Source organism: Wolbachia endosymbiont of Tettigetta isshikii (assembly GCF_041154185.1).
In the GTDB taxonomy this organism is placed as follows: domain Bacteria; phylum Pseudomonadota; class Alphaproteobacteria; order Rickettsiales; family Anaplasmataceae; genus Wolbachia.
Genome location: NZ_JBFTEN010000004.1, coordinates 31,693 through 51,852 on the forward strand (window position 1 = coordinate 31,693; position 20,160 = coordinate 51,852).

Consider the following 20,160-nt stretch of genomic DNA (forward strand, 5'->3'; position numbering starts at 1 on the left):
CTATACTTTAGGCAATTGGGGTAAGGTTATGGTATGAATGTTGCTGTAGATCCTGGTGGAGTTATTAGCTCAAATAATAGTGATTTAGATAAAAAAGAACCTGTTGCCACATTAAAAAAACAAAAATCTATTTCTAATGTAGAGCGAAAGGAGAAGCATTTTGACATTCCACTAAGTATATTCCGTTATAAAGGTTATGACTCTGACTTTTTTATTTCCTGGTATAATATACTAAGAGAAATATTTGAAGAGATAAAGGAGATGTGCCCGGAAAAACGGGTGTTGAATTTAGCTCTGTCAGTTTTAATGCTCCCTTATATTGCTTCTATTTCATTGGGGTTAGTAGTATATAACAGATCTAAAGCAAACGGTAAAATACAAGCCAGTCCCGAGTGGAACAAAACAAAAAAAAGTGAAGTAAGTGAAAGTACAGCAAAAAGATTGGCATATAGTGTTCTTGCTGCAATAGCGATTCTTGTTAATATAGTTGTACTTGTCACCTTAATTATTCCTGCAACACTAGCTTTAGCTACTTTTTATCTTTTGGATAAGAAATTATCTCATTCTTTGATTGCTACTGTTAAAATAGGTAGTGGGTTGTATAAGAATGAACACCAGAATATTGAAGTATCTTTTCGCGAGATAGATGCTGGTGAGTCAGACATTAGGTGGGATATGGAAATTAAGTTTCCATCACAATTTGAACAGTTACTTAGAGATTTGTGTGAAGATAAAAATGATAAGCTATTTGTTACACAAGATGCAGAGCACAATACCATACTGAAACTGTCAGCTAATATCCACTTAAAAAATGGTCTTGTGCCTTTACGCAATGAAATCAGGAGTATGCTTGCAACTTCGATTCAGAGATTCACAAAGGCTATGGGAGAACTGTTAAAGATAGACAAAAAAGATATTACATACGATAAGCTGAAGGAATTGTTGAACGAGTTCAGACTGAAAGTAGCGGATAGTGTAGACCATAAATTGACGAGTCACTTAATGCAGGATGCTTACAGAGTGGCCTTTATACAGGCAATTAAAATTGCACGGAAAAGAAGAGAGGAAAAAGGAGGTTTTGTATTAGAAGAAAGACTGAAAGAAGTGTTAGTAGAACAAGAATTAAAAAGCCAAGGTAAGGAATTGCCCACTGAAAAGGAAATGATACTAAAAGATCTAAAAAAAGCAGGAGAAGAAGCACCAGATACCTTAGATGATGACGATCTTCCTATGTTTAAAGCACAATGGAAACAGCTTATAGAAAAAGGAAAGATAGTTAAAAGGACGATAATTGATAACTACAGGAGTGCATACCCTCAAGAAACAGCGGAGGCTTTACGTAAAGCTGAAGTGACGATAAAAGAGTTGAAAAGCATGGAAGAAAAAAGATATGAAGAGATCTGTGAAGAATTAAGAAAAATACACGGGGATATAGGGAAAAATAACTCAAAAGATGGTGCTCTAAAAAGAAAATTAGAAGATCTGTTTAAATTCGAATATGGTGATCAAGAGGTTGAGAAAAGACTAATAAGATCAATAATAAAAAGAGCTAAAGGTGAATTAAGACAATCAGACATTCTTGATAAGAAGAAGATAAGCCTAATGAGGAAGCTTGAAGATTTAGAAAAAAAGGTAAATGAGAAAACTTCAGAAGAAGTGAATGACTTTATACAAGAGGTGTATTTAGAAATAATAAAATGTAAAATTCAAAGTCTATTTGTAAAACAAGCAAAGGGTATAGAGCACTCATGTAAGCTATTAGAGAAAGATGCACCTGATCTAGTGGCAAAGATTAACTTGCATCGGATGAGAATTGAGAAATATTTGAAGCAGCCTGAACAACCCATACTGTTAAAAAGAATAATAGAAGGAAATGAAGATTTAAATAAGTACTTAGAAGATGAGCAAAACAGCAAAGGAAAAGAGCATCCAAATACAAAGCTAATAGAGAGGCACTTAGAAAATAACCAAGAAATTCTCAGAACATTGAAACAATTAGAATTAGAAAAAAAAAGATTATTGATAAATGAAGAAATAAAAAATGATTATGGAGAAGAACTAACCTCTCGTGAAAAGATAAAATTTGCAATAATAGAAGATGATTTACTGGAGGTGTTCAAGCAAAAAACTTTTAACGAAGCAAAAATCAAGGAGTTATTAGAAAAAGCAGAACTTGAATATTGCTTAGCAGAGAAATGCATCAAATATCCTGTGATTAAAACGAAAGATAATATCAAGCATTTTTGTCAAGATTTATTGTCTTCCCTGATAAACAGGTTGTTAAATCTTATAATAAGTAATATACCCAAAGATAATCAAAATATTGCTCAGAAGGCCTGGAGCTTCTTGTGGACAGGTTTGGGTTATATTCGAGTTGGGTTATCGGCTACTGTTATAAACAAAAACAGCACCGTAGAAGGAAAAGCGTTAGATGTAGCGCATGATACTTATAAAGAAGTAGATACATTGCTTAAATATTTAGAGTCAAGTTATGAGGAAGTGGGAGGCCTGATAGGTAATGTATTTTCTGATGATGGTGAAACATTTAAAAAGGATATATGGCCTAAAATACAAGATCATCTGTGTAGAATGTGGAGCAGATTTTCTCAGGACATTAAATTTACATTGATTAGCAAAGATGAATCAAAAGACGTTAGCAAGAAGTTAAATGAAGTAAACGTGGTACAGCCACAGCAGGTTTTAACTGTTTAATTCTTTCGCATCTGCTACTTTGCTGCAGATAGCAGTAATGATATGATTTGTTTTATCGCTATCACAGCCCATTTGAGCAAGCTCAACGTTTCCACCGCAACCTCTTCCGGTTACGGTAGATACCAGCTCTTTTGCGCTGATCTTATCAGTTAAGTCTTTACTTACTTTGACAATCAGCACTGTTTTATTTTTTTCCGTTGCTGTGAAAGCTATTACAGTTTTTGGTTTTTGTTGTTGCAGAACAAATTCCCTTATTATGCTTGCTGGAATGTCAGTAAAAGCGTAGCTTACGAAATTCATTCCATTTATTCCAGTGCTTTTTATGTTCTCTGCGCTTACGAGCTTTTTATAAAGGTTTTTTATTTTAGCTTCGGATTCCTTGCGCTCTTGGCTTAAAATACTGAGTCGGTTTGTTATTTCACTTATTGGCGCTTTTACAGATTCTGCGACTTTTTTCAAATTGATTTCATTATCACGCACATAATTAATTGCTTCTTGACCGGTCAAAGCTTCGATTCTTCTTACTCCAGATGCAATAGAACATTCTGTTACTATCTTAAACAGGCCAATTTCTCCAGCGCACTCCACGTGCGCGCCGCCACATAACTCTTTTGAGCTTCCAATGCTTACCACTCTTACTTGGTCGCCATACTTTTCGCCGAACAATGCCATAGCTCCTTCGTCTATTGCTTGATTCATGCTCTGAATTTTTGTAGATGTAGAAAAATTTTCTCTGATTAGAGAGTTTACCATATCTTCTATTGCAAACAGTTGATCCTGAGTAACTTGAGTGTTATGGCTAAAGTCAAATCTCAGTCTATCTGGTGCAACTAGGGAACCTTTTTGAGTTACGTGATCACCCAAGATTTTCCTCAATGCAAGATGCAGAAGATGTGCAGCTGAATGATTTCTTCTTAGGTCTTGCCTTCTTTTCTTGTCAATACTGGCTGTAACTGTGTCACATTTACAAATTGAGCCAGATTTAACTACACACCTGTGCAAATATAGGTCATTAATCTTATTGGTGTTTTCCACTGTGATTACGTCTGGGTTTGGAATCTGGGTCCCGGTGTCAGCTACTTGGACGACAATAAAACTTCCAGTGTCCCCCACCTGTCCACCAGATTCACCATAAAAAGGTGTTTTATCAAGTATAATGGTTACCTTCTCTCCTACTTTCGCAGAATCAATTATTTCATTTTTAGGAGAAATTATGGCTATCACTTTTGCATCCTTTACCTCACTAAACTCATAACCGACAAATTCTGTTTTGCCAAATTTATCGATCAAATCAAACCATATTTGCTCAACAGACTTTTCGCCAGATCCAGCCCATTTAATGCGTGCCCTCTCTTTTTGCTCCTTCATTGCGTCATCAAAGCCCCTTTGGTCAAAATTTATTTTCCCCTCTTTTAAAATATCAAGTGTGATATCCAAAGGAAACCCATAAGTGTCATATAGCTTAAACGCCGATTCTCCTAGCAAAGTATCGCCTGGTTTTAAATCTGCAGTGAATTTTTCCAAGAGACTGATACCTTTCATCAAAGTATCTTTGAAGTTCTCTTCCTCTGATTTTAACGTTGTCTCTATTGAACTCTTAGCTCTAATCAGTTCAGGATAAACATCTCCCATATAAGCTGAGCTTGAGCTATCTATCAACACTGGAAAAATACGATGGAGTAGAGAGTCATTATATCCAAGCAGGTGGATATAACGTGCAGCTCTCCTGATTAATCTGCGCAGTACGTAGTTCCTGCCTTCATTTCCAGGGAGTATCCCTTCTGCAATTAGAAATGCGGCTGCACGAAGATGGTCCGCGATGGTCTTATGAGCTACTTTGTTTTCTGCATTTCCACAGAGCTCTTGCGACTTGTTTATCAGAGCGGAAAATAGATCAATATCATAATTATCATGAACGTTTTGCATGACAGCTGCTATTCTCTCAAGGCCCATTCCAGTATCGATGCATTTTTTTGGTAATTTTTGCAAATCACCTTCTTCATCTTTATTAAATTCCATGAATACCAGATTCCAAATTTCAACAACTCTATCGTTATATTGCAAGTTAGGATTTGCATGGTCATAAAAAATTTCAGAACATGGACCACATGGACCAGTATTGCCCATGCTCCAGAAGTTATCTTCTGTTGCAATTCTGATGATTTTATCATCTAAAAACCCACTTACCTTGCGCCAAATCTCGTATGACTCATCATCAGCGTGGTAGACAGTTATGGATAATCTATTTTTGTCAAGAGACAATTCTTCAGTAATGAATTTCCACGCAAGTTCTATTGCAGTTTCTTTGAAGTAATCACCGAAACTAAAATTTCCGAGCATTTCAAAAAATGTGTGATGCCTTGCCGTATAGCCAACATTTTCAAGATCGTTGTGTTTACCGCCTGCTCTTAAGCATTTTTGACTGGAAACAGCGCGTTTCATTTCAGTTTTTTGTAAACCGGTGAAGATGTTTTTAAACTGCACCATACCAGCATTTGTAAACATGAGCGTTGGATCATGCTCTGGGATCAAAGGGGAAGAAGAAACCTGCTTGTGGCTGTTACTTGTGAAGAATTTTATAAATCTTTCTCTAATTTCGTTTAGCTTCATCGTTTTTATTGAGATTATCTATGCATAATAAGTTGTAATGAGAGTAAAATCAATTCATCGCTCTGAATATTAATATATACATTATCTAGTATAATAAAAGTAATATTTACATAAAAATTTTAATAAAAAGCTGTGACCTCAAATGATTTATCTGCTAACATTAAAGAGATATTTGTTAATTCAAGTAATATTTTATTAATTAATTAGGAGATAGAATTCCGAGAGAGTTATTACAAATGGATGAACTTGAAAAGTTCTATAGTTTAATTGCAAACAGTAGAGTAAAGATTAGATTTATATCTCGATCTGATAATTATATGTCCTTTGCAGTTGAAGGGAGTCATGGAAGTGCTGTTAGGTCCTTTTCTATTAGGCACTACAATAATGAGGGCCGTCTTTCTGCAGTGGAAAACTATCGTGATATGATAGCTATTCGATCATATGTCTGGGTAAAAAGAGAAGATGGTTCTTATCGTAAACAAAGCATAGATCTGTGCTCCTTCAAGCAGGGAAGTGAAGGTTATAAATTATCGACTGATTTGTTTAACAACATAAAAAAACTTGATTTTTCTACATATGATGGCAAAGAATTCTGTCGTGAAACTTTTTTGCCTTTTATTGAAGCATTTCACAACCTGGATGGTCAAAGAACCACTGAAGGTGCTAGCACAATCAGTAGCACAACAACAGAGCTATTCAATTCTAGCCAATTGGAAGAATCCATTACTGAAGAGCTTGAAGAAGGTAGCGAATATTTCGCTGTAGAACCAGCTCCTTTAAAACAACAAAAACTTGATCTTGCACCAGATGAAACAACCGAAGAGATCAAACACGTAATGGAAGAAATAAAAAGGCTAAATGCTAGTCATGGAATTACAACTGAAAATATAGAGTATGTTCAAAATATGACAAGAAAAGATGTTACTTTTTCCTTTAGCAAAGTCACATCAAGAAACGTACCAGCATTTTCTGAGTTGAGTAGCACAAATCCGACATTACCTCAATTGCCAAACGAATCAGGAATTATCGGCACAACAGCAGCAGGATTATCAACATTGAGTGCTTATATTATAGCACCAGTATTATTAGTAGCTGCTGTTACTGTGGGTGGATGCTGGTTTTTGCATAAAAAGAAGAGAGAAGATAGTTACGATGTTGAAAAAGCTGGTGTAGAAAATGAAGTAGAAGCTCCATTTTCTGAAGAGCATAATTCTCTTCTTGATGAAGTAAACATTGAGCCAGGAACATATCGGTCTTTCCAACTTGATAATATTTAATCAGTTGTAAAAGTCGCTATACTAGAGTCTATTTACAAACTTTATTAGGGTAAGGATAGAGGAAGGATGGTGGCTTAAATTACGGTATAGAATTACTTAAGAGCACTCATGAAAGTATGCGCATCAAGTAGTGGTAAATGGCTTAAACAATAAACTGAGTAATTTGCTCCTAAAGGCCTTTAAATTAGATCTCTTGCATAACCTAAACTAAGCAGAAAAAAAGGTAAAAGAAACCCTGAGTAGCTAGTTATTCACTAGCTATCTTATAACATTGGCGTTTTTGATGTATTAAACGACTTATAAGCGCGTTTGAGCTTGTATAGGTAAAAACCCAGAAGTTTTAAAAAGATATGAGGTGCACATAGCGCAAAAAATTAAACATGAGACGCCAAATATGCTAAGTTTTTTGTCATTTAACCTGCACAGACTAAAGATAAATAATAGCTTCAGTGCTATGATAAGGGTAACGGCGAAGGTTGTCAAGTAGTTTTTTGTTTCTATTGAATACCAATGCTCTGTCAAAAGTTTGTTATATAGTTAAGCAAGAAGTCTAGCGCTTCTTGCTTATAATTACAGGTTTGAGCCAATTTATCATGCTATTCTATTTGCCCTCCCAATAACGCAAGTTAGTATTAATTTGACGCATTTCCTCAAAAGAATCCTCTAAGCTTTCTAGCACGGCTTGGATGTTTTAATTTACGTAGTGCTTTTGCTTCTATTTGCCTAATTCTCTCGCGTGTTACGTTAAAGATTCTTCCTACTTCTTCTAAGGTATGTTCTTTTCCATCTTTACCAAGACCAAAGCGCATTCTGAGAATCCTTTCTTCTTTTGGCGTTAAAGTTGCAAGAACATTGGTTGTAATACCACGCAAGTCAGCAAGTATTGCAGCATCTTCTGGCTTTGAGACTCGTTTGTCTTCTATGCAATCACCAAAGGTACTGCTATCATCTTTTCCCGTTGGAGCTTCAAGACTTACAGGATCCCTCGCTATTTTCATAACTTTGCGTATTCTTTCTAGAGGCATCCCAAGTTCCGTACTCAATTCCTCTAATGTAGGCTCTCTTTCCATCTCATGAGTTAACTTTCTTAGTGTCCTGTTGATTTTGCTGATAATTTCTACCATATGAACCGGTATTCTAACTACTTTAGACTGTTCAGGTATTGCTCTGGTGATTGATTGCCTTACCCACCAAGTTCCGTAAGTTGAAAACTTGTATCCGCGTTTGTAATCAAATTTATCCACGGCTTTCATAAGACCAATATTGCCCTCTTGTATTAAATCAAGCAGAGCAAGACCTCTGTTTGAATATTTTTTAGCAATGGAGACTACTAACCTTAAATTAGCTTTAATCATTTCCTGCTTTGCTTCAGAGACTTTTCGTTCATGTTTTTGTATCCTTTTGATTAGCTCCTTAAATTCCTGCACGTTATCTTCTTGTATATATTGCTTAATATTATTCACAGAGTGGGCTATACACTCAGAGTTACCTTCTATAAACCTTGTACATTTGATTTTTAATTCTTCTGTAAGAGAAGGTTCATTTTCATTGGTCTTTAAAAACCTTGTCTCTTTCAATTCACGCCTTAAAAGCACTTCATTATAAACTTTGTAGAAACTTTCCCTGTCAATATCATATTTTCTAGACTCAGAAATAAGATTGGCTTCCTCAAGCATTATAGACTTGTTTATATTATAGAGTTTTTGTGTAATTTGAGTGACAGCAGCGTCACTTAATTTAATTTGTAACGCTATGGACCATATTTGATGATATAAATCTTCATATCCTGACTCGCCAGGGGAATTTTTCCTTAGTGTCAATGCTTCATTTGCTAAAGTAATTATCTCATCTAGTGCAACTATGACCTTGGGCAATAAGTCACTTTCCATTTCAAGAATAGAAACATTTAAATTTGCTGAGTTTATATCTTCGTTACCACTTTCTTGCTCATCATCACCCTTTTTATTACTTGCTTCATCATCTTCGCAGTGTTCATCATCTTTGGCATCTTCAGAATCCTCAAAGGATTCAGCACTTTCTTTGCTATCCTCTTTGGGTATTGTATTAAAATCAGAATTATAAATTGCATCTAGGTCTATAATTTCTCTCAGTAAGAGAGCTCCACTACTCAAATCATCACGCCATGCTTTTATCATTTTTAGTGTTACTGATGTTTCAATTATTGCACGCAACATGTTATGCTTTTCGGATTCAATTTTTTTTGCTATCTCGATTTCATCTGCCCTTGATAGAAGCTTTACGGAGCTCATGTCTTGTAGATAAACTCTTACAGGATCATCGTTTTGTACTAAAGTTGTGGCGGCATTTGACAATGTATCATCGTCATCGAGTTTGCTATCATCATTGTTGGCAGAAGTATCTTCCTCATCTTCACTGCTCTCAAGTACATTAATTCCAGAATCTTGCAATATAGATATAGTGTCATCTATGAAGTCAGATGAGAAATTTTCGTCTGACAGTTTATCATTTATATCATCAAGAGTAATAAAACCACCCTTTCTTATACTTTTGGTCACTAGATCCCTTATGATTTTTTTCTTGCCTTCTGCATTATTAATAGTTGACATCATTACCTTTATATTTAAAATATAATCCCTTATTAGTAAATAAGCTTACTACAAGTAAGCATATAGTTTAATTTTTAGCTTGTAGCTACCTGTTACTTCATATAGTTTAAGATACTGTTAACTCACATATGTTGGTCTTGATCAATTATTCCATATTTTTCTTCTATTTTTATTGCTATAGACAATCCAACTGAAAATGTTGCAATTCCAACTACTATGGCAGTGAGCATTAAAACATGCGGTATAGGATTACTATATAAATAAAAACTTGAAACTAGTATGGGAGGCGAAGAGCTTTTTATATATCCTAAAGATATATAAAATAGCAGAACAGATGCTTGGAAAACGTTTACCCCTATCATTTTCTTGATTAGATTTTTATCATTTATGATAGTATACAAGCCCAGCATCATTAATATAATAATAGTTGTATAATTATATAAAGTCATTGTTTTTTTATACGTGCAAAGCTTACATATATGATCAACATCGAGGAGAAGACAGTAAGTGCTACGCCCAGTTCCACGAGGAAAATACCAAATTTTTGACCTGCAACGTTGTTGGTTAACAATATATCATAAGACAAAAAACTTTTGTTAAATAAAACTGTTACAATACCCGTTCCTCCGTAGATTAAAATGCCTAGCATATTGGTAAGTTTAATTACGGAATAGGGTATTGCTTTTAAAGTTACGGATATACCAAATAACATTGAGTATAGTATTATTCCGGAAGCAATAATTATTCCGGCTTGGAATCCCCCACCTGGAGTGTAGTCACCGTGAAATTGTATATATAAGGCAAATAGGATAATAAAAGGCACCATTAAAAATGTTATTGCATTTAATACCGGATCTTTAATCATTTTCTTTTTCTTCTTTTAATGTTAATGTTATACAAAGTGCGGCAGTAAAGACTACTATAGTTTCCCCAAATGTATCATAACCACGAAAACTTGCTAAAATAGCCGTCACTATATTAGGAATACCAGCAACTTTTTCAGTATTTTCTATATAATAAGGAGCAACATGCAAGTGGATTGGAGCGTCACGGCTGCCAAAATCCGGCAATTGAGTTATAAAGTGTGATAAGAATACAGTCAAAAATAAAATAAAGAAAAGTATTATAGGGTTGTGAGATAAATTTACTTTATGGTTTTTTATCAAAGAAAGCGCAGCAAACATAAAAACTGTACTGAGCCCTGCACCAACTGAAGCTTCAGTAATTGCAACATCAGGTGCGTTCATAATTAAATACATAAGTGCAATGAGCGAACTAAATGCACACATTAGAATGCCACTTACAACTAAGTGTTTTGAAAGAACTATAAAAACCGTAACTGTAAGTAATAGAAAAAGTAATGTTACATTCAATATTTCTAGCATCTTAACCTTCTTTAGTTTTTCCTTTACTTTTATAATAAGTGCACGCTAAAATATAGCTGTTAGTTGAGTTAGCTATCCATACTATAAGGATCAATAGCATTATTTTAACAGTATTAATTGAAAATTCATTTTGCAGAGCAAAACCAATCAACAATAACATCGCACCGCTGGAATCTATTATACCTACTGCATGTAACCTAGTATAAAAATCAGGAAATCTGATTGTCCCTATGGTTGAAATGATTACTAAACAAATACCTAAGAATATGAAAATAGGTCCTATCATAAATTATCAAAGCAACATTAACCTCATTAGTGCTATAGTTGATACAAAACTAATACTAGCGTACAAAAGTGCTATATCAAGCAAAAAGAAATTGTTCAGAAGAATCGACATTGCTGTTATGAGTAAAACTACTTGTGTCGAAAAATTGTTAAATGCTAGGACCTTGTCGTAAATATCGCTCAGTTTGGATACTATACGGCATAGCATTACACTAATACAAAGTAGCAGCATATAAACAGTAACATAAATCATCTATAAATTACAAACTTCAGTAGTACTCTGCTCAATCTACTCTTCATTATCTACTTCATCATCTATTTCTTCACTGTCTTGATCGTCTATTTCGGTTTCTACCTCATCATCCTGAATATTAACACTTTCTTGATCCATATCGGAATCTATGTTGAACTGGTCATCAGGAAAATTTAGTAGTTTTTCTAGCTTACTCGTATTACTGCTGTAAGCATTACTCACATTTCCTTTCATATACTCTTTGCATCTGCTTACCAAAAGTCTAAATAATTCATGAGTATCTACTTGTTTTTCTGCTATTTCGTATAAAGAAATGATGGTATTCTTATGACCTTTAAACTTAGCTGCCTCAATTGGACTACTTGCCCCTGTATTCAAGTCATGTGTCCTCTGGCTCGCCAATATAGCTAACTTAAAACGGTTATTCACCCGCTCTGTGCATTTTTCTATAACAAATTCAGCCATAAGATACTACCTTAATAAGTTTTATACTGCATTACAAAAAACAAAATGTCAACTTCTCTATTGAGACTCAGCTTCATGTTTTGCCTTTTCTTCTTCAAATTTTACTGCTTGGTTCTCTGTTATTATAATTGTTATTCCAAAGCCTAATTTTTTGAGGAATCCTAACAATCGCTCTAGAGAGAAACCGTCTGTTTTGCCATTTTTAATTTGTGATATCTTTGGCTGATCAACACCTAGTTCTTCTGCTGCACGAGCTTGAGTCCAACACTTTGTTCTTATAAATTCGCTGATTATGCTAAGTAGCTTCCTTTTTATTTCTACAAAACATAAACCGTTGTCTAATGATATTATTATTTCCATAATCTTTTTACACCCACTATCAAAAACTTTGTAAGACATTACAACATAAATTTGATATCTCAAAGTATTAATATCATATAGCTTGTACTAAATAATTATAGATATTAATATATAAAGCTTTAAATTGATCATGTGTTAATATTTTTATCAAGTTTATTTTAATCTTAACGATTATTTTACCTAAAAAAATTATTTATAGCAAGAGGAATGGCAATTGCAAGGCTAAAATAGTCATTTTGTAAATTCACATTACATAAGATGTATGGTCCCAGAGTGTGATGGTATGGATTCATTATAAATGATTCAGGATACTTTGTTCACTGTAAACATATAAATTCAAAAGGGGTAAGACCCTTAAGAGTTTTGAGTCTTTTAGCATAATTGTAGGCCATAACAAAGTCGTAAAGGTGCTCTTTGAGTTGCTGATGGGACCGATAATAATACTTCTTAACTGTAGCATTTTTCAAAGTCCTATTCATACGCTCAACTTGTCCATTCGTCCAAGGATGGCTAATTTTTGTTAGACGATGTTCAATGTCATGTCCTTGACAAAACTCTATCAAATATGTGTTGGAAAGCGTATTTATGGCGCTTCTGGTTGGTAAATTGTATACCGTTGTCTGTCAAAACAGCGTGGACTCTATACGGTAGAATTCGAATCAAATTACGTAAGAACTCAGCAGCTATGGGTTTTGTAGCACCGTTATGCAACTCAACATAGGTAAATTTAGATGTTCTATCTATTGCAACAAACAGATATAACTTACCTTCTTCTGTTCTGACTTCTGCAATATCAATACGGAAATATCCTATAGGATATTGTTTGAACTTCTTTTTGGTTTAACTTCACCATTAACGTCTGGTAGTCTACTAATGTTATGCCTTTGTAAATAACGATGTAGACTAGAGCGTGTTAGATGGGGAATTGTAGACCGGAGAGCATAAAGGCAATCATCTAATGGTAGGAGCGTATGCTTTCGAAATGCAACAATTATGGCTTCCTCTTCTAAAGTTAAAACAGTTGATCTTGGATGCTTTGGACCCATATCCGCGTCTTTAGTAAATGAGCGTTTTCTCCATTTGACAATAGTTTTGGATTAAGGTTATAATACTTGGAAAGCTTTGATATACTCTCTTTACTATTTTGTATTGCTCTACGCTATTGTTCGGGTGTACTCATGTAACCATAACTCCTCCTTCAATGGTATCTTTTTCTCATATTTTATCATACCATCACACTCTGGGACCATACATCTTATAGATATTATACCAACAATCCATTATTTTTTCTACGTCCCGTGGTTTAGTTTTTGGACCTATACTGATTCTAATCGAACACTCTGCTTGCTCTTTTGTTGTCCCCATTGAAAGCAAAACATGGGAAGGTTCAACTTTTCCAGAAGAGCATGCAGAGCCATTGCTAACTGCAATGTTATTTAAGTCAAAATGCATAAGTTGCATATCATTCCTTACTTTCGGCATATAAATGAGACTTGTATTTGGTAACCTTTTGGAGTTTTTACCGAAGATTTTGATACCGCTGGCAAGGTTTAACAGCCCATACTCCAATTGATCGCGTAGCTTCTTTATTTCATCCATTTTTGATAGAAGATATGGAATATCCTGCAATGCAGCAGAAAGACCTGCAATTGCAACAATATTCTCCGTACCACCTCGTAATCCTTTCTCTTGCCCACCACCTATTATAATAGGCTCTATTACAAGCTTTTTGTCGAATATTAAAACTCCACTACCTGCTATACCACCAAACTTATGAGCGGATAAAGTGAGTAAATCCACCCCCAAATCCTCCATATTAACTTCAATTTTTCCAACGCTTTGAGCAGCATCAGTGTGACAGATTGCTCCAAATTTATGCGCCATTTCAGCTACCTCTTTAACAGGCTGAATAACCCCAGTTTCGTTATTAGCCATCATCACTGAAACTATTACTCTATCTCCCTCAAGTTTGCTCAGAACCTTCTCTAGCTCTAAAAGATTAACAACACCTTCTTGATTAACGGGTATTATATGGGGATTACACGTAGAATTGAGAATTGAAGGGTGCTCTATAGCTGAAATTACATGTCGATAGCCCGCCATTCCTCTCATAACAAGATTATTTGCTTCAGTCGCACCAGACGTAAAAACCACTTCTTTATCACCTAAAGCGCTAATAATCCCACAAACATTATCTCTTGCATCCTGAAGAATCTTTCTCGCCTCTTGTCCCTTTCTGTGTAATGATGAAGGATTCAGAATTTGTTTTGATAAGACCTCAAGTATACTCTTCCTTACACTGTCGATAATTGGGAAAGTTGCATTATAGTCAGCATATACGTAATTGCCACCTAAAGAAAAGGGGCTTGAAGGTTTATCTGTCATTTAATTAAGAAAACTCTTTACTACTCGCTATAACAGTCATATATATTAGCTTAACATGATAAAAAGCTTGTTGCAAAAACAGTAAAATTAATATATAATTAGTATATACACGATTTACATTAGTTAATACCTGTCAAGCAGGTTTTTATTAGGAGCTACCGTGATAGAAGTTTTTTTAAATAATGCAGCAAAAAAAATAGAAGGTGAATATCACCAAAGTAGGGAAGCTAACAGACCAGTTGTGCTAATTTTACACCACCACCCCCAATATGGTGGCAATATGAATAGTAAAATAATACATAATATATACGCATCTTTTATCGGCAACAGCTTTTCTGCATTGAAAATCAACTTCCGTGGTGTAGGAAAGTCCACCGGAACTTTCGATAAGGGTATAGGAGAATTAACTGATGCTGCAGTAGCTATTGATTGGCTCCAAGAGCATAATCCTAGTAACGTTCCAATTTGGATAGTTGGTTTTTCTTTCGGAGCATGGGTAGCTATGCAACTAACAATGCGTCGCCCTGAGGTAGTAGGTTTTGTTGCACTTTCTCCTCCAGCAACAAAGTACGACTTTTCTTTTTTCTCTCCCTGTCCGGTTCCTGGGCTTATAATACAAAGCAGTAATGATACAATCTCAGAAGAAAGCGATGTAACAGAACTAGCAAAAAGGTTGATGAACTCAGTCAAAAGTGACCATATGGAATACCATATTATAGACGATACTAATCATTTTTTAAGAGATAAAGAAGAGGAGGTAGTTCAAATCATAGATAACTATATAAAACTGCGCTTGAATAGTGCAGCTATTTCTTCTCAAAAGACCAAAAAAGAGGTGAAAATAAGAGAGTACGCTTAATCTTTACAAACAAGAAAAATAAGTGTAGTAATATAAACAAAAAGGTTTTGTTATGTTTAGGAAGTTGTTATTTCTTGTTTTAATTGCGTCCATGTTATCAGGATGCCCCCTAAACAAGTCACGCAAGTTAAAAAGTCCGTGTATAAAAGGCAATGAAAGTACTTCGTGCAGGCTATACCCTGTTAATGACCATTGGTTATGTAAGTATAAGATAGTAGCTCAATAGATTTTAGTTCTATGCTACATCCATTTACAATTTTACCAGTGATTTATCCTTTAACTGTAAAATACAGTCTGCCTTTTCTGCAAGGAGGTAATTGTGTGTTACTATAAGTATAGAGCTATTATTTTTCTTTACATATGAATATAATAGCAAAAACACATTCAAAGAATTTGTTGGATCTAAATTCCCCGTTGGTTCATCTGCAAGTAGAAGTCTTGGGGAATTTATAATGCTTCTTGCAATTGCAACTCTTTGCCTCTCTCCGCCAGAAATTTCAGATATCATACTACTTGCTTTGTCTTCCAGACCAAATTTTTCCAACATTGTCTGCGCATTTTTTATTGCCTCAGTTTTGCTTCTTCCCGCAATAAGTTGAGGAAGCATAACATTTTCCAATATCGATAACTCCTGTAACAAATAATGAAATTGATAAACAAAGCTCAGAAAACTTCTTCTTATATGAGTTTTATGTTTATTGCTGGCTTGTGTACAATTTACTCCATCTATTGTTACTATACCTGAAGTCGGCTTATCCAATAAACCTGCAATTTGCAATATAGTTGTTTTTCCTGATCCTGAACTGCCAATCAATGCAACTACTTGTCCTTTCGCGACCTTTAGATTTATATCTTTTATAACAGCAGGAGCTTCTTTGAAGCTCTTATCTACAGAAGTTAGCTCCAGCGCTACATCACCACCCATGTTGAAAAGGCCTAGGAGGCATAATTAAACTGAGAAGCTGTTACCACACCCACATTGAGACTTAGCAAGAGCATTTTTTATTTGAAACCCAGAACCACTTAGATCTTCAGTATAATCTATAACTGAGTTATTTAAAAATTTCGCCGAACAATTATCAACCACTAATACAGGATTTCCATTTTCGTCGTTAATTACTATATCTTTGCTTTTCCTGCTAAAGCTAGAATGGCCTCTATAATCCTCGCTTTCTTCATAATCGTCATCATCGTCGTCATCAAATTCATCATCGTAACCATCATCATCGTCGTCATCACTCAAAGATAGACTTTTATTTATTTGATCTATAAGAAAATTATACTTGAAGCCAGAACACCCACCACCTGAAACTGCAACCCGTAAAACAGAACTGTTGTCCTCTTCCTGCTCTACAAGGGAGTGAATTTTCTTTAGCGCATTGTCAGTCAAGTTAATATTGTAATCTGTTGACATAGTGACTACCGTTTATTATTGATAATTTATTATAGTAGAAATTTTACATGTCAAACAATAATTTTCTATTAAGTTATGCGTGTTTCCCAAGTAAAACAAGAGGAAGATATTTTAAAGAGCCAGAAGATGAAACCCGCAGCTGTTTTCAGCGTGATAGGGATCGCATCATTCACTCTAATGCGTTTAGAAAATTGGAATACAAAACACAAGTTTTTATCAATTATGAACACGACTACTATCGCACTCGGCTTACTCATAGCCTTGAAGTTGCACAAATTGCAAGATCTATTGCACGAAGGCTCGGTTTATATGAGGATATTACTGAATGCATAGCGCTTGCACACGACCTTGGTCATCCTCCGTTTGGTCACACAGGAGAGGATGCTCTAAAGAAATCAGTTCAAGATTTGAATCTTGATAGCGAGAAGTATAAATTTGACCATAACGTTCAGGCTATAAGGATTTTAACTTATCTTGAGCAAAAACATGCTGACTTTGATGGTATGAATCTAAGTTGGGAAGTTATTGAAGGCGTTGCAAAGCATAACGGTCCTTTGCTTGGTCGGAATGCAGTATCCCACACAAATAATCAACTATTGCTAGAATATAATGAAAAATATGATCTAAAACTTGAAGAATTCTCAAGCGTTGAAGCACAAGTTGCCTCAATTGCTGATGATATTGCTTACAGTGTCCATGATCTTGATGATGCACTCAGGGCAAATTTAGTAACTGTAGAAGATTTGCTCGATATTCCTTTAATCGGAGACACGTTCAAAGATGTAAAAAGCCAATATTCAAAACTATCTCAGAACAAACTTATACATGAATCACTGAGTAGAACTATAGGGGCTATGATAAGTGATGTTGTTTCTCAGACTAAAAAAAATATTGAAGATTACAAAATAGAAAATGTAGAGGGTGTAAGAAGTTTAAATAAGATGCTAGTTACATTTTCACCAAAAGTTGCAAACGCCACAAAAGAAATGAAAAAATTCAACATGGAAAAAATATACAGAAGCTATAAACTGAACAGAACGATGAACAAAGCAAAACGTATAGTACAGGAGCTCTTCCAGTGTTTTTATGAAAATCCAGGATTATTGCCCACAGAATGGAACAAGCTTTCTTATAAATTTCAGCGTTCAGTAGTAATATGCGACTACATCTCTGGTATGACAGACAGATTTGCCATACACGAGCATAGAAGAATTTTTGATACCTCATACGAAATGACTTCTTTCTAATGACCGACGATCATTTCATGTCAATTGCACTAAAGCTTGCTGAAAAAACCCTTGGAAGTGTTGCACCAAATCCTGCTGTTGGGTGTGTCATTGCAAAAGATGGTGTGGTAGTTGGTGAAGGCTATACAGGAATCGGTGGGCGTCCCCATGCAGAAATAGTTGCTTTGCAAAATGCTAAAGATTCGGCTCATGGCGCAACTATGTACGTTACTCTTGAGCCATGTTGCCATTTTGGAGTTACAGAACCTTGCACCGCGGAAATCACAAGAGCTGGAATAAAAAGGGTAGTAATTGCAGCAATCGACCCTGACACAAGAGTTTTAGGTGGAGGTATTAAAGTCCTAAAAGAAGCAGGAATTGAAGTGGAACAAGGAATTATGCAAGAGGAGGCAGAAAAATTGAATATCGGCTTCTTCACCACTCGGAAATTACACAGACCATTTACAGCTTGCAAAATTGCAACAACTCTTGATGGAAAAATCGCAACATTTACAGGTGATAGCAAATGGATAACAAGTGAAAACACAAGGAATTGGGTACATGAACTTAGAGAAAAATATGATGCAATTATGATTGGCAGTAATACCCTTATTAATGACGATCCACTTTTGACTTGCAGATTACCAAATCTTGAAGATAGGTTACCCACAAGACTAATTATTGATAGTCAGGAAAAATTGAAAAAAGAGCACAATATTGCAAAGACTGCAGACAAAGTAACAACTTGGGTGATTACAAATAAAGAAGTAGAGGGAAAAATAAAAAACATTGACTATCTAGTAGTCAATTCAAACAGTGCAGGCAAAGTCTGCCTAAAAGATATGGCATCAAAACTTGTTTCAGAGGCTGGCATAACAAGGTTATTAGTTGAAGGTGGAGGAACGCTAATCACAGAGCTACTGAAGCATAATTTAATCGACAGGCTGATAATCTGCCGCAGCGGTAAAATTCTAGGCAATGATGCTATTCCTTTTGTAGGAGATTTAGGAATTCAATCCATCAACAACTGCTACCGATTCAAAAAAGCAGAAGTAATAGACTTTGATGAGGATATAGTCGAGGTTTGGGATAGATTATAATAACTTTTATATGCTTGAATATAAAGAAAGAGGTAGAAAATCTACCTCTTGTACCATTTAAATTAGGCTTCTTGAGATATTGATTCTTTAAGCAATGCAGTAACTTCAGGATTTTGTAAAACAGTCTTAACTTTTTCTTTGAGATCGCTTGAATTCAGTTTCTCACTCAAATTATTAGTTAAATTTGTAATGCTTCCCTGAACTTCCCCCAATGAAGTCTTGTCAGCTTTTGCTCTCAGTGCAGATGCATCAGCTTTTTTAGCCAATCCAGTATCAACATACTTCTTGTCAGCTTTTGCTTTCAGCATAGTTTTTAGTGCTTCTTGAATAACTAAATCTTTAGTTTTTACTTCAATTTTGCTCTGAATTAGCTCCTCTACTTCTTTAGTCACTTTAGCATTTTCAGCTGATGTCCCAGCTTCACGTATTTCTTCATTCTTGTGCATTTGCTGATACGAAGAAATAGCTAGTATAGTGAAATATATGGCAGCAATAAACAGCGCTGCAATTCCAATAGGATTAACAATTGTGCTAATAAACGCTAAAGACTCAGGTACAGCAACTATATTAGTAGCAATTAATACCGTTGTTATTGCTGCCGCTAAAGACGCAAGTGCAACTGTACCTTCAATGCCCATTTTTGTTATGTGCGCCGTGTTTCCCCACTTCCATATGCTTGTATTCATAATAACCCTCCTTTAATGAGACCAATAATAAATTTAGCATATACACATATTAGCACACACAATCAAGTTATTTTTTTTAGGTATAATTTTGAGCTAAAAGTCTGCTTTCTAAGCTGTCACCAACTATCCGCAGCTGGCTGGATTTAGATTTTTTAGCCATAAAAATAGAACTAAAAAACTACTTGACAACCTCCGCCAGTTCCATTATCATAGAATTGGAACTATTCATTTAGCTTCAATCTGTGCAGATTAAACGACGAAAGTATCACGGTTGGCGTCTTATGTTTAACTTTTGCACTATGCGCACCTCATGTCTTTATTAATTTTACCTAGACTTCTAGGTTTTTCCCTATATAAGCTGAAACGCGCTTATAAGTCGTTCAAGACAGTATAGTGCGCCAATTTACAGGATTAGAGAGTGAGCAACTTCTACCACGGGATTTCTTTTGTCTTTTTTTCTGCTTGGTAAATTTCTTAAACATTAAGCTAAGGTTAGTTGCGGTTTAAAAGCAGCTAAATTGCAGCGTCTAAGGCTAAAAAGATGCCAATGTTTTT

Annotated in this window: 18 protein-coding genes and 1 pseudogene; 5 read left to right on the forward strand and 14 right to left on the reverse strand. The window is 35.1% G+C overall.

The genetic code is table 11. The features are described 5' to 3' along the window. Positions 1 to 33: 33 nt before the first annotated feature. Entirely contained in the window at positions 34 to 2,712 is a 2,679-nt protein-coding gene (locus AB6N09_RS01525) for a hypothetical protein (protein ID WP_411131197.1), read from the forward strand. On the opposite strand, the gene alaS is transcribed toward AB6N09_RS01525, so the two are convergent. Then, positions 2,701 to 5,322 carry an alanine--tRNA ligase gene (gene alaS / locus AB6N09_RS01530; protein ID WP_411131198.1) on the reverse strand — a complete coding sequence of 874 codons (2,622 nt, stop codon included), beginning with the start codon at positions 5,320 to 5,322 and terminating at the stop codon, positions 2,701 to 2,703. The two genes, AB6N09_RS01525 and alaS, sit on opposite strands and share 12 nt — an antisense overlap. A 236-nt stretch (positions 5,323 to 5,558) precedes the next feature. On the opposite strand from alaS, the gene AB6N09_RS01535 reads away from it, so the two are divergent. Next, complete coding sequence (locus tag AB6N09_RS01535; RefSeq protein ID WP_411131199.1) at positions 5,559 to 6,599, forward strand: hypothetical protein; 1,041 nt, start codon at positions 5,559 to 5,561, stop codon at positions 6,597 to 6,599. A gap of 650 nt (positions 6,600 to 7,249) precedes the next feature. Here AB6N09_RS01535 and rpoD read toward each other — a convergent pair. The 10 genes and pseudogenes from rpoD to AB6N09_RS01585 form a co-directional block, all read right to left on the reverse strand. Further along, complete coding sequence (gene rpoD, locus AB6N09_RS01540) at positions 7,250 to 9,187, reverse strand: RNA polymerase sigma factor RpoD (protein WP_411131218.1); 1,938 nt, start codon at positions 9,185 to 9,187, stop codon at positions 7,250 to 7,252. Between the two features lie 122 nt (positions 9,188 to 9,309). Further along, on the reverse strand, positions 9,310 to 9,636 hold the full coding sequence (locus AB6N09_RS01545; protein ID WP_411131200.1) for a cation:proton antiporter subunit C: 327 nt from the start codon (positions 9,634 to 9,636) through the stop codon (positions 9,310 to 9,312). Then, a complete protein-coding gene (locus AB6N09_RS01550) occupies positions 9,633 to 10,052 on the reverse strand; it encodes a Na(+)/H(+) antiporter subunit B (RefSeq protein ID WP_411131201.1) in 420 nt (139 codons plus the stop codon). The genes AB6N09_RS01545 and AB6N09_RS01550 overlap by 4 nt, the downstream gene beginning before the upstream one ends. Next, positions 10,045 to 10,572, reverse strand: a complete 528-nt coding sequence (locus tag AB6N09_RS01555) for a DUF4040 domain-containing protein (RefSeq protein ID WP_411131202.1) — start codon at positions 10,570 to 10,572, stop codon at positions 10,045 to 10,047. The genes AB6N09_RS01550 and AB6N09_RS01555 overlap by 8 nt, the downstream gene beginning before the upstream one ends. A gap of 1 nt (position 10,573) precedes the next feature. Continuing rightward, a complete protein-coding gene (locus tag AB6N09_RS01560) occupies positions 10,574 to 10,858 on the reverse strand; it encodes a monovalent cation/H(+) antiporter subunit G (RefSeq protein ID WP_411131203.1) in 285 nt (94 codons plus the stop codon). Between the two features lie 6 nt (positions 10,859 to 10,864). Beyond that, on the reverse strand, positions 10,865 to 11,110 hold the full coding sequence (locus AB6N09_RS01565; RefSeq protein WP_411131204.1) for a monovalent cation/H+ antiporter complex subunit F: 246 nt from the start codon (positions 11,108 to 11,110) through the stop codon (positions 10,865 to 10,867). A 36-nt stretch (positions 11,111 to 11,146) separates the two neighbouring features. Then, the gene (rpoZ, locus tag AB6N09_RS01570) at positions 11,147 to 11,575 is read right to left on the reverse strand and encodes a DNA-directed RNA polymerase subunit omega (RefSeq protein WP_411131205.1); all 429 of its coding nucleotides are present in this window, start codon (positions 11,573 to 11,575) and stop codon (positions 11,147 to 11,149) included. A gap of 57 nt (positions 11,576 to 11,632) precedes the next feature. Next, on the reverse strand, positions 11,633 to 11,974 hold the full coding sequence (locus AB6N09_RS01575; RefSeq protein WP_411131206.1) for a helix-turn-helix domain-containing protein: 342 nt from the start codon (positions 11,972 to 11,974) through the stop codon (positions 11,633 to 11,635). A 137-nt stretch (positions 11,975 to 12,111) separates the two neighbouring features. Then, positions 12,112 to 13,085, reverse strand: a pseudogene (locus AB6N09_RS01580) (IS481 family transposase). An 83-nt stretch (positions 13,086 to 13,168) separates the two neighbouring features. Next, the gene (locus tag AB6N09_RS01585; protein WP_411131207.1) at positions 13,169 to 14,320 is read right to left on the reverse strand and encodes a cysteine desulfurase family protein; all 1,152 of its coding nucleotides are present in this window, start codon (positions 14,318 to 14,320) and stop codon (positions 13,169 to 13,171) included. 160 nt (positions 14,321 to 14,480) lie between these two features. Here AB6N09_RS01585 and AB6N09_RS01590 point away from each other — a divergent pair, with 160 nt between their 5' ends. Further along, complete coding sequence (locus AB6N09_RS01590) at positions 14,481 to 15,179, forward strand: alpha/beta hydrolase (RefSeq protein WP_411131208.1); 699 nt, start codon at positions 14,481 to 14,483, stop codon at positions 15,177 to 15,179. Positions 15,180 to 15,429: 250 nt separating this feature from the next. Here AB6N09_RS01590 and AB6N09_RS01595 read toward each other — a convergent pair whose 3' ends face one another. Together AB6N09_RS01595 and AB6N09_RS01600 are read right to left on the reverse strand one after the other, a co-directional pair. Next, entirely contained in the window at positions 15,430 to 16,104 is a 675-nt protein-coding gene (locus tag AB6N09_RS01595) for an ABC transporter ATP-binding protein (RefSeq protein ID WP_411131209.1), read from the reverse strand. A gap of 24 nt (positions 16,105 to 16,128) precedes the next feature. Beyond that, positions 16,129 to 16,593, reverse strand: coding sequence for a HesB/IscA family protein (locus AB6N09_RS01600; RefSeq protein ID WP_411131210.1), 465 nt, complete (start codon positions 16,591 to 16,593; stop codon positions 16,129 to 16,131). 47 nt (positions 16,594 to 16,640) lie between these two features. Here AB6N09_RS01600 and AB6N09_RS01605 point away from each other — a divergent pair, with 47 nt between their 5' ends. Further along, positions 16,641 to 17,840, forward strand: a complete 1,200-nt coding sequence (locus AB6N09_RS01605; RefSeq protein WP_411131211.1) for a deoxyguanosinetriphosphate triphosphohydrolase — start codon at positions 16,641 to 16,643, stop codon at positions 17,838 to 17,840. Further along, complete coding sequence (gene ribD / locus AB6N09_RS01610) at positions 17,840 to 18,919, forward strand: bifunctional diaminohydroxyphosphoribosylaminopyrimidine deaminase/5-amino-6-(5-phosphoribosylamino)uracil reductase RibD (RefSeq protein WP_411131213.1); 1,080 nt, start codon at positions 17,840 to 17,842, stop codon at positions 18,917 to 18,919. Before AB6N09_RS01605 ends, ribD begins: the two co-directional genes overlap by 1 nt. 62 nt (positions 18,920 to 18,981) lie before the next feature. On the opposite strand, the gene AB6N09_RS01615 is transcribed toward ribD, so the two are convergent. After that, on the reverse strand, positions 18,982 to 19,605 hold the full coding sequence (locus AB6N09_RS01615; RefSeq protein ID WP_411131214.1) for a hypothetical protein: 624 nt from the start codon (positions 19,603 to 19,605) through the stop codon (positions 18,982 to 18,984). Positions 19,606 to 20,160 lie beyond the last annotated feature (555 nt).

Excerpts from the sequence above, each read along its gene's own strand:
- AB6N09_RS01525 (WP_411131197.1), top strand. The coding sequence starts at position 34 with ATGAATGTTGCTGTAGATCCTGGTGGAGTTATTAGCTCAAATAATAGT.
- alaS (WP_411131198.1), bottom strand. The coding sequence starts at position 5,322 with ATGAAGCTAAACGAAATTAGAGAAAGATTTATAAAATTCTTCACAAGT.
- AB6N09_RS01535 (WP_411131199.1), top strand. The coding sequence starts at position 5,559 with ATGGATGAACTTGAAAAGTTCTATAGTTTAATTGCAAACAGTAGAGTA.
- rpoD (WP_411131218.1), bottom strand. The coding sequence starts at position 9,187 with ATGTCAACTATTAATAATGCAGAAGGCAAGAAAAAAATCATAAGGGAT.
- AB6N09_RS01545 (WP_411131200.1), bottom strand. The coding sequence starts at position 9,636 with ATGACTTTATATAATTATACAACTATTATTATATTAATGATGCTGGGC.
- AB6N09_RS01550 (WP_411131201.1), bottom strand. The coding sequence starts at position 10,052 with ATGATTAAAGATCCGGTATTAAATGCAATAACATTTTTAATGGTGCCT.
- AB6N09_RS01555 (WP_411131202.1), bottom strand. The coding sequence starts at position 10,572 with ATGCTAGAAATATTGAATGTAACATTACTTTTTCTATTACTTACAGTT.
- AB6N09_RS01560 (WP_411131203.1), bottom strand. The coding sequence starts at position 10,858 with ATGATAGGACCTATTTTCATATTCTTAGGTATTTGTTTAGTAATCATT.
- AB6N09_RS01565 (WP_411131204.1), bottom strand. The coding sequence starts at position 11,110 with ATGATTTATGTTACTGTTTATATGCTGCTACTTTGTATTAGTGTAATG.
- rpoZ (WP_411131205.1), bottom strand. The coding sequence starts at position 11,575 with ATGGCTGAATTTGTTATAGAAAAATGCACAGAGCGGGTGAATAACCGT.
- AB6N09_RS01575 (WP_411131206.1), bottom strand. The coding sequence starts at position 11,974 with ATGTCTTACAAAGTTTTTGATAGTGGGTGTAAAAAGATTATGGAAATA.
- AB6N09_RS01585 (WP_411131207.1), bottom strand. The coding sequence starts at position 14,320 with ATGACAGATAAACCTTCAAGCCCCTTTTCTTTAGGTGGCAATTACGTA.
- AB6N09_RS01595 (WP_411131209.1), bottom strand. The coding sequence starts at position 16,104 with ATGGGTGGTGATGTAGCGCTGGAGCTAACTTCTGTAGATAAGAGCTTC.
- AB6N09_RS01600 (WP_411131210.1), bottom strand. The coding sequence starts at position 16,593 with ATGTCAACAGATTACAATATTAACTTGACTGACAATGCGCTAAAGAAA.
- AB6N09_RS01605 (WP_411131211.1), top strand. The coding sequence starts at position 16,641 with ATGTCAAACAATAATTTTCTATTAAGTTATGCGTGTTTCCCAAGTAAA.
- ribD (WP_411131213.1), top strand. The coding sequence starts at position 17,840 with ATGACCGACGATCATTTCATGTCAATTGCACTAAAGCTTGCTGAAAAA.
- AB6N09_RS01615 (WP_411131214.1), bottom strand. The coding sequence starts at position 19,605 with ATGAATACAAGCATATGGAAGTGGGGAAACACGGCGCACATAACAAAA.